The 14,486-nt window shown below is 53.7% G+C and carries 14 protein-coding genes; 12 read left to right on the top strand and 2 right to left on the bottom strand.

Annotated features, from left to right (window positions below; translation table 11 throughout):
- Positions 1 to 12: 12 nt before the first annotated feature.
- The 6 genes from atpD to QZJ86_RS03105 all read left to right on the top strand — a co-directional run bounded on the left by atpD (position 13) and on the right by QZJ86_RS03105 (position 4,376).
- The gene (gene atpD, locus QZJ86_RS03080; protein ID WP_301936331.1) at positions 13 to 1,383 is read left to right on the top strand and encodes a F0F1 ATP synthase subunit beta; all 1,371 of its coding nucleotides are present in this window, start codon (positions 13 to 15) and stop codon (positions 1,381 to 1,383) included.
- The gene (locus QZJ86_RS03085; RefSeq protein ID WP_301936333.1) at positions 1,380 to 1,790 is read left to right on the top strand and encodes a F0F1 ATP synthase subunit epsilon; all 411 of its coding nucleotides are present in this window, start codon (positions 1,380 to 1,382) and stop codon (positions 1,788 to 1,790) included. The genes atpD and QZJ86_RS03085 overlap by 4 nt, the downstream gene beginning before the upstream one ends.
- Before the next feature lie 2 nt (positions 1,791 to 1,792).
- Positions 1,793 to 2,068, top strand: a complete 276-nt coding sequence (locus QZJ86_RS03090; protein ID WP_301936335.1) for an AtpZ/AtpI family protein — start codon at positions 1,793 to 1,795, stop codon at positions 2,066 to 2,068.
- 137 nt (positions 2,069 to 2,205) lie between these two features.
- The gene (locus tag QZJ86_RS03095) at positions 2,206 to 3,285 is read left to right on the top strand and encodes a lytic transglycosylase domain-containing protein (protein ID WP_301936337.1); all 1,080 of its coding nucleotides are present in this window, start codon (positions 2,206 to 2,208) and stop codon (positions 3,283 to 3,285) included.
- A gap of 132 nt (positions 3,286 to 3,417) precedes the next feature.
- Positions 3,418 to 4,107 (top strand): F0F1 ATP synthase subunit A, encoded by a 690-nt coding sequence (locus QZJ86_RS03100; protein WP_301936338.1) that lies wholly within the window; start codon positions 3,418 to 3,420, stop codon positions 4,105 to 4,107.
- 2 nt (positions 4,108 to 4,109) lie between these two features.
- Entirely contained in the window at positions 4,110 to 4,376 is a 267-nt protein-coding gene (locus QZJ86_RS03105) for a F0F1 ATP synthase subunit C (RefSeq protein ID WP_020483596.1), read from the top strand.
- A 39-nt stretch (positions 4,377 to 4,415) separates the two neighbouring features.
- Here the strand turns inward: QZJ86_RS03105 and QZJ86_RS03110 are convergent, their stop codons facing one another.
- Positions 4,416 to 6,521 carry an acyltransferase family protein gene (locus QZJ86_RS03110; RefSeq protein ID WP_301936340.1) on the bottom strand — a complete coding sequence of 702 codons (2,106 nt, stop codon included), beginning with the start codon at positions 6,519 to 6,521 and terminating at the stop codon, positions 4,416 to 4,418.
- A gap of 261 nt (positions 6,522 to 6,782) precedes the next feature.
- Between QZJ86_RS03110 and QZJ86_RS03115 the strand changes: the two genes are divergently transcribed.
- The 6 genes from QZJ86_RS03115 (at position 6,783) to QZJ86_RS03140 (ending at position 13,155) form a co-directional block, all read left to right on the top strand.
- A complete protein-coding gene (locus tag QZJ86_RS03115; protein WP_301936341.1) occupies positions 6,783 to 7,538 on the top strand; it encodes a F0F1 ATP synthase subunit delta in 756 nt (251 codons plus the stop codon).
- The gene (locus tag QZJ86_RS03120; RefSeq protein ID WP_301936342.1) at positions 7,531 to 8,970 is read left to right on the top strand and encodes a F0F1 ATP synthase subunit alpha; all 1,440 of its coding nucleotides are present in this window, start codon (positions 7,531 to 7,533) and stop codon (positions 8,968 to 8,970) included. The genes QZJ86_RS03115 and QZJ86_RS03120 overlap by 8 nt, the downstream gene beginning before the upstream one ends.
- Positions 8,967 to 9,758, top strand: a complete 792-nt coding sequence (locus tag QZJ86_RS03125) for a F0F1 ATP synthase subunit gamma (protein WP_301936344.1) — start codon at positions 8,967 to 8,969, stop codon at positions 9,756 to 9,758. The genes QZJ86_RS03120 and QZJ86_RS03125 overlap by 4 nt, the downstream gene beginning before the upstream one ends.
- Positions 9,759 to 10,157: 399 nt before the next feature.
- A complete protein-coding gene (locus QZJ86_RS03130) occupies positions 10,158 to 11,105 on the top strand; it encodes an IS1595 family transposase (RefSeq protein ID WP_301936346.1) in 948 nt (315 codons plus the stop codon).
- Between the two features lie 119 nt (positions 11,106 to 11,224).
- Positions 11,225 to 12,523: an ATP-binding protein gene (locus tag QZJ86_RS03135; protein ID WP_301936348.1), complete on the top strand. Its 1,299-nt coding sequence runs from the start codon at positions 11,225 to 11,227 to the stop codon at positions 12,521 to 12,523.
- 92 nt (positions 12,524 to 12,615) lie between these two features.
- Positions 12,616 to 13,155, top strand: coding sequence for a response regulator (locus QZJ86_RS03140; protein WP_301936350.1), 540 nt, complete (start codon positions 12,616 to 12,618; stop codon positions 13,153 to 13,155).
- Positions 13,156 to 13,163: 8 nt separating this feature from the next.
- Here the strand turns inward: QZJ86_RS03140 and QZJ86_RS03145 are convergent, their stop codons facing one another.
- A complete protein-coding gene (locus QZJ86_RS03145) occupies positions 13,164 to 14,483 on the bottom strand; it encodes an HD domain-containing phosphohydrolase (protein ID WP_301936352.1) in 1,320 nt (439 codons plus the stop codon).
- Positions 14,484 to 14,486 lie beyond the last annotated feature (3 nt).

Below are 14,486 nucleotides of genomic sequence, written 5' to 3' on the forward strand. Positions count from 1 at the left end.
GAGCTTGATGCTATGACTGTTCCATCCGCCCAAGTCGGTCGAATCGAAGCCGCGCAAGGTCCGGTGGTCGACGTGCGTTGCGACTATTTGCCGCCGATCGGTCAGGCGCTGGATGTGCTTAATGGCGAAGGGCGTTACGTGTTGGTGGTCTTTCAGCATTTGGAGCCGACGCTGATTCGGGCGATTGCCTTGCATTCCGTCTCCGGAATCTATCGCGGCATGCCGGTATTCGATCGCGGCGATGCGTTGAATGTGCCGGTTGATCCTAGCTGTTTGGGACGGATGCTGAACGTCTTCGGCGATCCGCTCGACGGCGGTAAACCGTTACCTAACACCACTTTCCGTAACATCCTCTCCGCGCCGCCCTTACTGTCCGACACCCTGCCTGCCTCGCAAATTCTGGAAACGGGCATCAAGGTTATCGATCTGCTCTGTCCGTTTGTGCGGGGAGGGAAAACCGGGCTGTTCGGTGGTGCCGGCGTCGGTAAGACCGTACTGATGATGGAGTTCATGCACGCTGTCAGCGTGACGATGCAAGGCGTTTCGGTTTACGCCGGCGTCGGCGAACGCATGCGCGAGGGCCATGAACTCTGGCATGAAATGGCCGATGCCGGCGTATTGCCTAAGGCCCTGCTAGTCTACGGGCAAATGGACGAATCGCCTGGCGTGCGCTTTCATGTCGGCTACACCGCGTTGGCTTATGCCGAATATTTGCGCGATACACTCGATACCGAAGTGTTGTTTCTGATGGACAATATTTTTCGGTTCGTGCAGGCCGGCAGCGAAATTTCCGGTTTGCTGGGGCGGATGCCGGCCACGGTCGGTTATCAGCCAACGCTTTTAACTGAAGTCGCATCGCTGGAAGAGCGCATCGTTTCCACCCAATCCGGTTCCATCACCTCGGTGCAGGCGGTTTATGTGCCGGCCGACGATATGTCCGATCCGGCCGTGGCGACTATTCTCGGCCATCTCGACAGCGTGGTGATTCTGTCCCGTCAGCAGGCTGCCAAAGGTATTTATCCGGCCATCGATCCGCTACGTTCCGGCAGCCGGATTATGGATCATCATATCCTCGGCGACCGCCATTATCAGGTGGCGAGGGCGGTGCGTGAACATCTGTCGCGCTATCGCGAGTTGGAAGATATTATCGCCATGCTAGGTATCGAAGAGCTGTCGCCGGAAGACAGACGTATCGTCGAGCGGGCGCGGCGTTTGCAGCGCTATTTGACCCAGCCGTTTACCACCGTCGCCGATCATACCGGCATGCCGGGCGTGCGCGTGCCGTTGGCGCAGACCATCGCCGACTGCGAAGCCTTCATGGACGGCAAATACGATCAACTCAGCGAAGCCGATTGCTATATGAAAGGTGCGATGTCAGCATGAGCAGTTTCGCGTTAACTTTGCTGGATAGCCGCGGCGTCGAGCGTTTCGACACCGTGACCCAGTTCATCGGCGCCGATGCCGATGGCAGTTTTGGGGTTTTGGCTGGTCATGTTCATAGCGTGGCGCTACTTCGTTACGGGCTGGCACGTTTTTGCGATCAGTCCGGCGTTTGGCACTATCTGGCTCTGCCGGGAGGAGTGCTGCGTTTTGCCGAGAATCGACTCACCGTCACCACGGTACGCTACTTCCTGGGCGACGACCGCGCCGTCATCTGTGAACGGCTTGCGGCGGAAATGTCCCAGGCTGATTCTGAAGTGCACACCGCGCGGGCCACATTATCGGAAATCGAGCGTTCGCTGGTCAGGCGTCTAGCCGAACTGAGCGGCCACGGATCAACGGGAATTTAGCCATGAGCTTTCGAGATAAATTGATCGAACATACCCGCCGCGATCTGCGGCGTTTGGACGATAAGACTCGTCGGCCGGCGACTTGGGTCGGTATGCTGTTTTACGGCGGCACTCTGGGACTGTTGTTTGTCGTACCTATCGTCGCCGGCGCTTATTTAGGCCGCTGGTTGGATACTTTAGTCGCCGGTTATTCAGTGCGTTGGACGGTCAGTTTGATTGTTTTGGGCATTGTCATCGGCGGCTATAACGTTTTTCGATTTTTGCAGGAAAAAAACTAATTTTTTTCGGATTTATTCTTCACTGAAATTCGAAATGAGCGCTATTATTTGTTGAAAATACAAGAGGATTATTTCCCGACTCCTCGGCTTAGCGAACTTTACATCGATCAACGTTGCACTCCATAACAAGATTAAAAATGAAACGACTCCTGCTGCGTTTACCGCTTCCCTTAATAGCCTTAGTGTTGCTGAATGCCTGTAGTAGCAGTTCGCCGGTAAAACGAGGGAAAATCGCCTCGGTTAGACCGAATATCGTCCAGCAAAGACCTGCTTATCGACCGCAACCGGCGCCGTATAAACCGGTATTTTATACGGGGACTTTCCCGAAACCGGCGGAACTGGAGCCTGCCGTCGATTTCTGGCGAAAAACCTATGGCGTTTGGCAACGTTCCGAAGTGGCTTTTCACGATGATCGTTATCTGGATATCGTCTACGAAGTAATGACCTTGCCGGGCTATGTCGCAGAAGGTTTAACGCCCGAGCAAAAAGAAATGGTGAGCCAAAGGCGCGACTATTGGAAAGCTCAATTGGCCAGCTTGGAAAGCAAATTGCGCTACGGCGCGGCGTTGAACGTCAACGACAAGCAATTGATCGCTAAACTGGAAAGCAACGGCAGATCGTTAAATAGTATGTTGCCAGGCGCCAGCGATCGGCTGCGCTCGCAACGCGGCACTCGCGAACGCTTTAAGCGCGGCCTGGAAATCAGCGGTCGCTACGATCTGCAATTCAGAAAAACTTTCCGAGACGCCGGTTTGCCGGAAGACTTGGCTTACCTGCCGCATGTGGAATCCTCGTTTCAACCGGCCGCCAGATCTTCGGCTGGCGCGGTCGGCATGTGGCAGTTTACTAAAGCCGCCGCGAAAACTTTTATGCCCGGTGGAGATAGTATCGATCAACGTTTCGATCCGTTCGTTTCCGCTACCGGTGCCGCGCGTTATCTGAGTTACGCTTACGGCAAGCTCGGTGACTGGCCGGCGGCCGTCACCTCTTACAATCACGGCATCGGCGGCATGAAGCGCGCCCAAAACCAAGTCGGTAACGATTTCGTGCGTATCGTCGAAGCCTATGACGGCCCGGCGTTTGGCTTCGCGTCCCGCAACTATTATGCGCAATTCCTGGCAGCCCGCGAGATCGCGTCGAACCCTGAACAATTTTTCCGGGAAGGTATTCGCTACGAAAGCCCATTGGCACCAGGGCAATACCTGGCTGTCGAATAAGCGAGTCGCACACGCCTTCAGGTCATATATTTAGACGGGTTTCGCAGAAGGTTGGGTGCGGGGAAATCCGAGCGAACCCCTCTTTGGCTGGCGATGCGGGTGTGCTCTTCCGGTTTGATTGGAGGTATGGACATGAACAACACTGAATCGGCCGCCGACATCGTTTTTCAGCTTGGCCCATTGGCGTTTAGCAACACGGTAGTTACCACTTGGGGCGTGATGCTGGTTTTTTTGTTATTAAGTTTGCTGCTAGGTTTGAGTCGCCCGCCGTCCCGGCTACAAAATTTGCTCGAAGCGGTGGTGGTGGCGATCGAAGGGGCGATAGCCGAAGTATTGCCGGCGGCTTCGGTGCGCCGGGTCTTACCCTTTGTGGCGACTTTGTGGCTGTTTGTGCTGGTAGCCAATCTGGTAGGATTGATTCCAGAATTGCACGCGCCGACCCGCGACTTGTCGGCGACCGCTGCATTGGCGGTGCTGGTGTTCGGCTCCACCCACTGGTTTGGGATACGCGACCGTGGCTGGCGCCAACATTTTCACCATTACGCTGAACCCAGCGTCATCCTGCTGCCGTTTCATATCATCAGCGAGTTTACCCGCACGCTGGCCTTGGCTATCCGCTTGTTCGGCAACATCATGAGTCTGGAAATGGCGGCCTTACTGGTATTGTTGATCGCCGGGTTCCTGGTGCCAGTGCCGTTATTGATGTTGCACGTCATCGAAGCTGTGGTGCAAGCTTACATCTTCGGCATGTTGGCCTTGATTTACATCGCTGGGGCGCTGGAACCGACAGAATCCGAAACATCCGCAATTCCCGAGGAATAGCCATGAACGACATCCATTTATTCAGCATGATATCCACCGGCGTGGCCGGACTGGTCATCGCCCTCGGTACCATGCTGCCCGCTCTGGCAATGGGGAAGGCCATAGCCGCCGCGCTGGAAGCCCTGGCTCGCCAGCCGGAAGCCGAGAAAACCATCACCCGTACCTTGTTCATCGGCTTGGCGATGATAGAGTCCTTGGCGATTTATTGTTTGGTGGTGGCGTTGATCGTGTTGTTTAGAAATCCGTTGCTTGAGTATTTTCTAAAGTAACTCAATATCCGTGACCTTTTTTATCAAAGATCGATATGCTTACTTGGGCTCTTGACCCAGCCACTCAGCATATTTGTCAAAAATAAAGCGACTACCTCTCATGGAAAGATGGTCGTCGTCGTAAAAATAAGAGGCGCCATCCTGCAGGCCGCCGCAAGATAATTCATCACATAAATATTCATACGCGGGGAAAATCTTAATCCGGTTATGGGTGGCGGTATCGATAGAGCCAACCGCTCTTCTGTAGTTTAAATTGCGCTCGTCAAAAGACTTCCTGGAAACATCGCACTCAGGAAGTTCTCTGGCGGTAATCCGTAACGGACGTTCGTCCACACAGTTTTTTGCGCTCACGCCAATTTCCGGCACATCTTCAATAAAAACAACCGCTTTACCGAGCTTTAGAATTTCATTAATTGAAGCGACATAGCCGGAAATGAATTGGTTGTAATTTTCCGCCAACAGATCGTCGGGGCTCTTGATAATCCGATAATTGTTCTTTTTTTCGGTATTGCCATAGCCGGAGCCTTCGATGTACATCGCCCCTCGCGTCGCGAAAACGACGCGCTGAATAGTGGGAAAATCTCTCAGCAACTTCAGCACGATAGGCATGATGACCTTACACCGAGTCGATTTTTCCGCGAATTCTTCGGTCGGATTAATGGTGACCAGATCGATAAAAGGTAGGCAGCCATTCACCGCCACCAAGGCTAGATCGTTAGAGCCTTGAGAAATCGAGTCGTAGACAAATTGCGCGGCGTGACTGTCGCCGACCACCAGTGTCTTTGGCGTCGCAGTGGTAAAGCGGCACATCAGATAATTGTAACTAGACCCTAACGCCGCCTTGCAACGCTCATCAACCCAGTCTTCGGGCGTGTTGTAGAGCACAGTGCCGTTCACATCGGCAAACATCTTCGTTTTGGTTGGCGCATCGGCTTGACGAAATTCGAGCCCATTCATCGAATACGAGCCATAACCAACATAACCAATACCGATCATTAGCAGCACCAGCACCGTCGTCTTAACGCTGCTGTGACTGCCGAAGCGTATCGGTTTTTCCACCAGTTTGTAGGTAAGCCAAGCCAACGCAATAGCCAGGCCTACCGCGACGATACGAATATTGATGCTCGGGACTTCGGTCTCGACTATCCGGGCAAAAGATAACAATGGCCAGTGCCATAAATACAATGGAAAGCTGATCAAGCCAAACCATACCGCCAGCGGATGAGATAGGACTATGCGATTAACCCAGGCATTCGGTCCGGCCGATATGATTAGCACCGCTGCCACCATGGGCACCATTGCCCACCGGCCAGGGAAGTTGAAATCCTTATTGATCAGGAAAAACCCGTAAACCAAGAGAAATAGGCCCACAAACGAAAGTGCATTGGCAAGGGTTTTGCCGTCGGCTGCATGCGATTCTCGATAAACTGCGTAAGCCAGCCAACCGTCAAGCTTGGTTCTGAGCGTCGCGAACAAGCCTTTCTTATAGAGTGTCATCCACGCCAGTAAGCTGCCGCACAACAACTCCCAAAACCGGGTTTGCGGCGAGTAAAAAGTGGCCACGGGATGAGACAGTATCCCCTTAACATTCAGGCAGAAGGACACGATGGCAACCAGAAGCGTAATGGTCAGCAGATTAAAATTCCGCTCCCAGGCAAACCAAAGCAATAGCGGCCAAACAATGTAAAATTGTTCTTCAATGCCTAGACTCCACAAATGCAGTAGCGGTTTAGTCTCCGCGGAGTTGTCGAAATAACCGGCTTCGTTCCACAACACGATGTTGGAAACGAATCCCGCGCCGGCGGCAATGTGCTTGCCCAGTTGCTTGTATTCATCGGCGAATAGTGCGAACCAACCGAAGCCATAGCTGGCGATCAATACCAGCAACAGGGCCGGAAAAATACGCTTGATGCGGCGGGCGTAGAACTCGGCGAAGCTGAACGTGCCCCTCTCCAAGTTTTGAAAAATAATGGTAGAGATCAGGTAGCCTGAGATAACAAAGAAAATATCGACACCTATAAATCCTCCTTGTAAGCGGTCTGGAAAGGCGTGGAAAGCGACCACAGAGATAACGGCAATCGCTCTCAAGCCGTCGATATCGGGGCGATACTTAGGGTGTGACAGGTGTGCTTGCAGAGAGGCCATAGGATAACGATGTGCGAAGAGGGATTGGGCTCGTCATCTGGTCTGCACTGGCGTGGCTGGTGGAGCGGAGGAGAACCTGGAAATTGGCCGCTATTTTAAGCGGTAAGCAACCCGGCCTCAAGCGACGCTTAGTTCATAATGTGTAGCGCTTAAATTTTTCAGACACCGAAATCATGGCGAGAGTTAAGATACCAGGGCGAAAGCCATAGATGGTTTTCATAACGACGCCGCAAAACACATCCAACAACAGGTTACCCCGCCATGATGCAATTCGACTGGACAACCTTCATTCTGGAAATTCTCAACTTTCTGGTTTTGGTGTGGATACTGCAACGCTTTCTGTATCGCCCGGTACTGGCGATGCTCGATGCCCGCCAACAGCGGATCAAGGACGAAACCGAACGCGCCGCACAATTACGCAATGAGGCGGAAGTCTTGCGCCAACAATACGAGCAACGATTGGCCGATTGGAATCAACAGCAAGAAACTAGTCGCCGCCAGCTGGACGAAGAGCTGGCTCAGATGCGTAGTATTGCAACAGAGAATCTGAAACAAACCCTCGCCGATGAAGAAGCCAAATTGCGGGTTCGCAACCAGACGCTCATCGCGGCGCGGGAGGCCGCGTTGATTCGGGAGGCGGCCGGCGCGGCTTACGGTCAGGCCGCGGCGATGTTGCAACGGCTGGCCAGGCCGCAATTGACGCAGAATATTGTCGATGTATTTCTGCAAGATTTAGCCAATATGCCGGACAGCGAACAAGCTGCGCTGCGCAAAGCGGCGGCGATGTTGATTGCCGCTTCCGCGGTCGAAGTGATCAGCGCTCATCCCTTGGATGAAGCCACGCGCGGCGCGGTAACTCAGGGTTTGGCGGCGGCGGCGGGACAGACGCTGCAGCTAAGTTATAAAGAAGACCCACAGCTGATCGCCGGACTACGCGCGGTGGTCGGCGAGTGCCAGTTGCACGCCAATCTGGCCGACGAGTTGGCATTTTTCCGGCGCCAGGCCAACCATGGCTGAGCCAAATAGACCTTATCGTTTCGGTCTGCGCTTGTCGGAACGCGGTTGCGTGGCCGGCATTGGCGACGGCATCGCCTGGATACGTGGTTTGCCCACGGCGCGGCTCGATGAGTTGATCGGTTTCGACGACGGCAGCACCGGCTTGGTGTTTCAGTTGGGTAAAGATGTGCTGGGTGCGATTTTGTTGTCGCAAAGCCGTGGCGTCACTGCTGGCATGGCGGTGCAGCATATCGGCCGTAAGCTGGAAATCGGCGTTGGCGACGTCTTGCTAGGCCGGGTGGTCGATCCGCTCGGCAGTCCGCTGGATGGCCTGCCGCAGCCGGAACTACGCCAGTTTCGGCCGCTGGAAGCGGCCGCGCCACCTATCATCGAACGCGATTTTGTTAGTGAGCCTTTATATACCGGCTGTAAGATCGTCGATACCCTGATTCCGATCGGCAAGGGCCAGCGCCAGTTAATTATTGGCGACGACGGCATCGGCAAGAGCGCACTGGCGCTGGATGCCGTGATCAATCAACGCGGTCGCAATGTGTTGTGCGTGATGGTATTGATCGGTCAACCGCGCTCTTCCGTGGCCGGCACCATAGAGGCGCTACGCCAGGCCGACGCATTGGCGTACACCGTCGTGGTGGTCGCCGAAGCCAATGCCTTGCCGGGATTCCGATACCTGGCGCCGTTCGCCGGTTGCGCGATCGCCGAGCACTGGATGCGGATGGGCCGCGACACCTTGGTGGTCTACGACGACCTGACCCGTCACGCCCAATCCTATCGAGAACTGTCGCTGCTGCTGCAACGGCCGCCGGGCCGCGAGGCTTATCCGGGCGATATTTTTTATCTGCATTCCCGCTTGCTCGAGCGCTCGACGGTGTTGGCGCTGGAGTACGGCGGCGGCAGCATGACCGCGCTGCCTATCATCGAGACCCGCCAGGGCGAGTTGTCGGCGTACATTCCCACCAATCTGATTTCGATCACCGACGGCCAGATTTATTTGGAAAGTAAACTGTTCGCGGCCGGCATGCTGCCGGCGATCGACATCGGCCGCTCGGTATCGCGCATCGGCGGCAAGGCTCAGCATCCGGCGATCAAAACCGCCTCCGCGCATATCCGGCTGGATTATTTGCAGTTTCTGGAGCTGGAGTTGTTTGCCCGCTTCGGCACCCGTTTGGAAGCCGGCGTTGAAGAAAAGCTGCAACGCGGCCGCTTGCTGCGGGAAATTTTGAAACAGGATCGTTTGCAGCCCTTATCGGAGCAAGCTCATCTAGCCTGGTTGCTGGCTTATGGCGAGGGATTGCTGGAGGCTGTCCTGCCGGAACAGGCTGCGGCTGTATTGGCAAATCTGCTGGCGCAATTGCCGGCCACCAAGCTGAAACTGGATTCCCCAAAACAGCAATGGCTGACGGTATTGCGGCAACTCTTGGCGACTAAAGCATGAGTCAGCGCCGGGAAGTAGAAGCCCGTTTAGCCTTGTTCGACGATTTGTCCGGCATCCTTGGCGCGATGCGCAGTTTTGCATTGGCCGAACTGCGTAAAGTCGGCAAACGCGAAGCCGCTCAACAACAGGTGGTGCAATCCTTGGAAACGGCCTTGGCCGATTTGGCCGACAGTTTACCGGAACAGGTCTTAAGCAATCCCGCCAACGACATCTGGCTGCTATTGGGTTCCGTGCGCGGTTTCTGCGGTAGTTTTAACGAAGACGTGATGCGCTTTTGGCGAACCGAATCTAATGAGCAAGGCTCGTTGATTCTGGTTGGGGAACGCCTGCATCAGATGGTCGGTGAGCGCGATGGGCTGCAACGGCTGCGCGGTGCCGACGGCGGATTGGACGCCCCGGCGGCGATCGACAATATTTTGGCGGCGGTAGCCGAGCTGCGCGAAGGCGGCGAGTTCGGATTGGTCGCTTGCATCCGCGATGAACAGGGTGCGCGTAGTCAACGCCTTTGGCCCTTGCCGCACGTCGCCGGCAATACCCGTCAAAATCCGCCGCTGACTTTCGCGCCAGCGGCGGACGTTGCCGCTGGTGTCGCCGAGCATTATCTGTTTCATACTTTGCTGGCTTTATTAATGCGCTCGATCCGGGTGGAAAACCATATGCGGCTGATGCAGATGGAAACCGCATTGCGGCATCTGGAACGTGGCGGTGAGGAATTAAAGCGGCAACGCAACCGGCTGCGTCAGGAAGAAATCGTCGAGGAAATCGAGCTGATGGTTGGTCGGCGTTAGAGCCAACCCTTGCTGACCTCACGCAATGGCGATGTGTTAGCTGGCCGCGATGCTTTAGACCGGCCCTACGAAAAGCCTACGCTAGGTGCGACGGCTAGCGATTCGTATCATGGTTGTAACCACTCGCGATGCGGAAACCAATTGTTAATCCAGTCCGGCAGCACGTCGGCCGGCATCGGCCGGGCGTTGTCGCAACCCAGTTTCAATAGCAGCAAACCGTGTTCGTCGGTTTCGACGCCTTCTCGACGATCACCTGACGTTGGGAGGCCGCGCCCAAACCATTGGTGGTTGTTGGATAATCATTCACAGCATAAACTATCCTGATTACCCACGACCCTCAGCAACTTACGAGCATCCTGCTAGTCCAATGAAAGCTATGAACTGACAGGAGATCGTGGCATGAAAAAGAATCCGATCCAATTTCAAAAAGGCTTTAGCCTGACGGATTTCATGAATCGCTACGGTACTGAAAGCCAGTGTGCCGCAGGGCTATTTCAGGCGCGATGGCCATCCGGGTTTCAATGCCCAGGCTGCGGTCGCCGCCGCTATAGCGTGATCAAGACTCGCAATTTGTATCAGTGCACGACGTGCCATCACCAAACCTCGTTGATCAGCGGTACGCTGTTCGAACAAACCAAGTTGCCGCTCACCGTGTGGTTTCTGGCGATTCATCTGCTGACTCAAGCCAAAACCAGTTTGTCGGCTTTAGCCTTGAAGCGGCAAATCGGCGTTTCCTACAACACCGCCTGGAGCCTCAAGCACAAGATCATGCAGGCAATGAAAGAGCGCGATGATCGCAAACCGCTGACCGGCATTATTCAACTCGATGACGTTTACTGGGGCGGCGAGCATCGGGGTGGCAAACGCGGGCGAGGTTCGGAAAACAAGACGCCTTTTGTCGCGGCGGTGGCGCTGAACAAGGAACACCATCCTATCGCGATGAACTTGAATGTCGTCAAAGGCTTCCGCAACAGCGAAATCAAGCGCTGGGCCGGCCATCATCTTCAGCCGGGTAGTCTGGTGTACTCGGACGGCTTAGCTTGCTTTTCCGCCGTGCTCGATCACGGTTGTCACCATTACTCCATTGTCACCGGCGGTGGTCCTGACAGCGTGACGAAAGAAGAATTCGCCTGGGTCAATACCATGATCGGTAACGTGAAGCGCTCCATCAATGGCACTTACCATGCCATTCAGTCCAAACATTTACCCCGCTATCTGGCCGAGTTTTGTTATCGTTTTAATCGCAGATTCTATCTGCAAACCATAATGCCGCGGTTTCTCATCGCTGCGGCTAATTCTCCACCCATGCCGGGCCGTTTGCTCAAATTAGCTGAGGCTTATGGGTAATCAGGTAAACTATTGGCGTATTTTGCCCACAATAAAAACCAGCCTTGATTACCGTCTAAATAAGCTTAGCCGCATCAGTAACGCGGATTGGATGGTTTTCCCCAATCGAATAGGAACCAATGAACGCCTTTGACCAGTCAGGCGAGCATGCCGCCACCATTTTGTTAGTGGATGACGAATCCATCAATCTTTCGGTTTTGGGACAATTTTTGACGTCTCATTATCGGGTTTTAGTGGCCACCGGCGGACAGCGGGCCTTGCAACTGGCGCACGCTGCCCCGAGACCGGATCTGATTCTGCTGGATGTGATGATGCCTGATATGGATGGTTATCAGGTGATCACCCGGCTAAAAGATGAGCCCAGCACCCGTGATATTCCGGTGATATTCGTGAGCGTGTTGAGTTCGGATCGGGAAGAGGAGCGCGGCTTGAGCTTGGGTGCGGTCGATTACATCTATAAACCTTGTCATTTATCGATTTTATTGGCGAGGATACGTACCCATCTGGAGTTGAAAAACGCGCGCGACCGCTTGAAGGATCACAATAGTTTTTTGGAAGCGGAAGTAAAACGCCGGCATCAAGAAATTCAGCAGGTGCATTTGCAGTTGTTGCAATCGGAAAAACTGGCGGCGATTGGACAATTAGCGGCTGGTATCGCCCATGAAATCAATAATCCGATCGGTTTTGTCAATTCCAATCTAAACACCCTCGACGGTTATTTACGCGACGTTTTTAGCGTATTGGACGCTTGCTGTGCCACGCTGGCCGCTAGCCCGGTTACAATTGAGGCTGCCAGCCAATTACAAGAACTGAAACAACAAAAACAGCTCAGTTATTTGCGTAACGATATTCCAGAACTAATTGCCGAATCGAGGGATGGCCTTACGCGGGTGCGCGATATTGTTCAGGGCTTGAAAGATTTTGCCCATATCGACAGTGACGATTGGGAGCTGGGGGATTTGCATAAAGGTTTGGATTCGACGCTGAACATTATTGGCAACGAGCTTAAATACCATTGCACCGTGCATAAATATTACGGCGATATTCCGCAAATTTATTGCCGGCCCTCGCAGTTGAACCAGGTGTTCATGAATTTGCTGGTCAATGCTGCCCAAGCCATCGAAACCAAGGGCGACATTGATATTCGCACCGGCTGCGACGACCGGGCGGTTTGGGTGGACATTAGCGATAATGGCAACGGCATTGCCCCGGAAAATCTGACGCGCTTGTTTGAACCCTTTTTTACGACCAAACCGGTGGGTAAGGGCACCGGGCTGGGATTGTCGATTTCACAAAACATTGTCCGCAAACACGGCGGTAGAATCGAGGTCGACAGCGAACTTGGCCGGGGCAGCCGGTTTCGGGTGTGGCTGCCGATTCACCAAGAATTGTCAAATCGAGAGGAATGTCGAGCATGAGAGCGATAGGCTGTGGTTTTTAGGTTTGAACTTGCGGATGCGTTTTTCCGTGCCAGACTATCTAAAGCACATAATCCAGTGATGGCAAAATTATGAATCAAGCAGATATTAAAATCCTGCTCGTCGACGACGAGCCCAATGTGTTGAAGGCGCTGACACGCTTGTTGAAGCAATACGATCCCATGAGCGCTGGCAGCGGCGAAGAAGCGTTAGAGTTGGCGGAGAATCAGGCTTTCGACCTGGTGATTTCCGATTACCGGATGCCGGGTATGAACGGTATCGACTTTTTAATTCTGTTTAAGCGCATGCAACCGGATGCGATTCGTATCGTGTTGACCGGCTTCGCCGACCTGGAAGGGGCTCAGCATGCCATCAACGAGGCACAAGTATTTCGATTTATCAACAAACCCTGGAGCAATCTGGAAATCGTCAATGTGGTCGAAAACGGCTTGGTGCACAAGCGGATGTTGATGGAAAATCGGGCCTTGGCCGACCAGGTGCGCGCCCAGCAAAAATTGCTGGACGAAAAGGACGCGCTGATCAAGGCGCTTGAGGCGGAGGAGCCCGGCATTACCCAGGTCAATTGGGCCGAAGACGGCTCCATCATTCTTGATGAGCAGGATCTGGATTAGCAGACCGGCTATTGCTTGCTATCATCGTTTCCCAGTCGTACCCGCAGAATCAAGTTTTTGCCGTGTTTCCTGAGGTTGAGAACGTCCTCGATATTTTTCTCGGTGAGAATCTGATTCTTTAGATAAAGCACCTCGTTGCAGATCACTTCCGCCGCTTCCATGCCTGGCTGCAACTGAGTCCAGGATATTTCGATAATCGGCCGCTCGTCGCTGGTTTCCAATGACTTCAGCAAACCCAGAAAAATATCCACTACCTCCGGGTCATAATAAACGCTTTTTTTCGACAACAGCCGTTCTTTTACCTGCTCAACACCCATGGCCGAACCAGTCATTGAGCCATCCAGGTAGGTGATGTAGTCCTGGATCACCGTCAGTATCCGCGCGCCCAGCGGGATGGCTTGGCCCGTCAATCCCATTGGATGGCCGGAGCCGTCGTAATATTCGTATTGATGGCTGATCAGCAAGGCGGCGTTATGCAGCGGGTCGATGCCTTGCAATAAATTGTGGCCTTCCTGGGCGTGATTCAGAAAACGTTTCTTTTGCTGGCTGTTCATCGCAAAATGCGATAAGGTCAGTAGGCTGTCCGGCAGGCTCATTTTGCCGATTTGCAGCAACAAGCCAGCATAGATCACATCTTTGACATCGGTCATCTCCATGTTCAGTTTCAAGGCCACTTCCCGGGCGTTTTCGGCGATGTATTTGGCATGGCCGCTTTTGATGCCGGGCCGCATTTCGATAATCTTGGCAAACGCTTTGACCGAATCGGTATATTGTTTTTTCAATGCATCGTTAGACTGCTCGATGACCAGCAGGGATTTTCTTAATTGCTCGGTACGCTTTTCGACTTTTTCTTCCAGACTGGCGTTCAGCTCCCTGAGTTGGCGGTTTTGGTCGTTGATGATGTCGAACAATTGCTGACGTTCTTCACGTAGCCGTTTTTGCTCGATGGCATTATTGACCAGAATTTTCAGTTCATGGTCTTCCCAAGGCTTACTGCAGTAACTGTAAATCTTGCCGTTGTTGACTGCGGCAATGGTCGATTCGATGTCGGCATATCCGGTCAGCAGAATCCGTACCGTGTCCGGCCAGCCCTCGGCGGCCCGTGCTAAAAACTCGGCGCCATTCATCTGCGGCATGCGCATGTCGGAAATGATCAAGTCGATGGATTGGACCTTCAATATCTCCAAGCCTTCCGCTCCGCTTTCGGCTAGATGAGCGCTGTATTCAGCCGAACGGAACAAGCGCTTTAACGCTTTCAACACATTGGGCTCGTCATCGACGAACAGTAGATTGGCAGTTTTGTTAGCGGTTAGCGACAAGTCGTTCATGGC

Source organism: Methylomonas montana, from assembly GCF_030490285.1.
In the GTDB taxonomy this organism is placed as follows: domain Bacteria; phylum Pseudomonadota; class Gammaproteobacteria; order Methylococcales; family Methylomonadaceae; genus Methylomonas; species Methylomonas montana.

Excerpts from the sequence above, each read along its gene's own strand:
- QZJ86_RS03125 (WP_301936344.1), top strand. The coding sequence starts at position 8,967 with ATGAGTCAGCGCCGGGAAGTAGAAGCCCGTTTAGCCTTGTTCGACGAT.
- QZJ86_RS03145 (WP_301936352.1), bottom strand. The coding sequence starts at position 14,483 with ATGAACGACTTGTCGCTAACCGCTAACAAAACTGCCAATCTACTGTTC.
- QZJ86_RS03095 (WP_301936337.1), top strand. The coding sequence starts at position 2,206 with ATGAAACGACTCCTGCTGCGTTTACCGCTTCCCTTAATAGCCTTAGTG.
- QZJ86_RS03130 (WP_301936346.1), top strand. The coding sequence starts at position 10,158 with ATGAAAAAGAATCCGATCCAATTTCAAAAAGGCTTTAGCCTGACGGAT.
- QZJ86_RS03140 (WP_301936350.1), top strand. The coding sequence starts at position 12,616 with ATGAATCAAGCAGATATTAAAATCCTGCTCGTCGACGACGAGCCCAAT.
- QZJ86_RS03105 (WP_020483596.1), top strand. The coding sequence starts at position 4,110 with ATGAACGACATCCATTTATTCAGCATGATATCCACCGGCGTGGCCGGA.
- QZJ86_RS03115 (WP_301936341.1), top strand. The coding sequence starts at position 6,783 with ATGATGCAATTCGACTGGACAACCTTCATTCTGGAAATTCTCAACTTT.
- QZJ86_RS03110 (WP_301936340.1), bottom strand. The coding sequence starts at position 6,521 with ATGGCCTCTCTGCAAGCACACCTGTCACACCCTAAGTATCGCCCCGAT.
- QZJ86_RS03120 (WP_301936342.1), top strand. The coding sequence starts at position 7,531 with ATGGCTGAGCCAAATAGACCTTATCGTTTCGGTCTGCGCTTGTCGGAA.
- QZJ86_RS03090 (WP_301936335.1), top strand. The coding sequence starts at position 1,793 with ATGAGCTTTCGAGATAAATTGATCGAACATACCCGCCGCGATCTGCGG.
- atpD (WP_301936331.1), top strand. The coding sequence starts at position 13 with ATGACTGTTCCATCCGCCCAAGTCGGTCGAATCGAAGCCGCGCAAGGT.
- QZJ86_RS03135 (WP_301936348.1), top strand. The coding sequence starts at position 11,225 with ATGAACGCCTTTGACCAGTCAGGCGAGCATGCCGCCACCATTTTGTTA.
- QZJ86_RS03085 (WP_301936333.1), top strand. The coding sequence starts at position 1,380 with ATGAGCAGTTTCGCGTTAACTTTGCTGGATAGCCGCGGCGTCGAGCGT.
- QZJ86_RS03100 (WP_301936338.1), top strand. The coding sequence starts at position 3,418 with ATGAACAACACTGAATCGGCCGCCGACATCGTTTTTCAGCTTGGCCCA.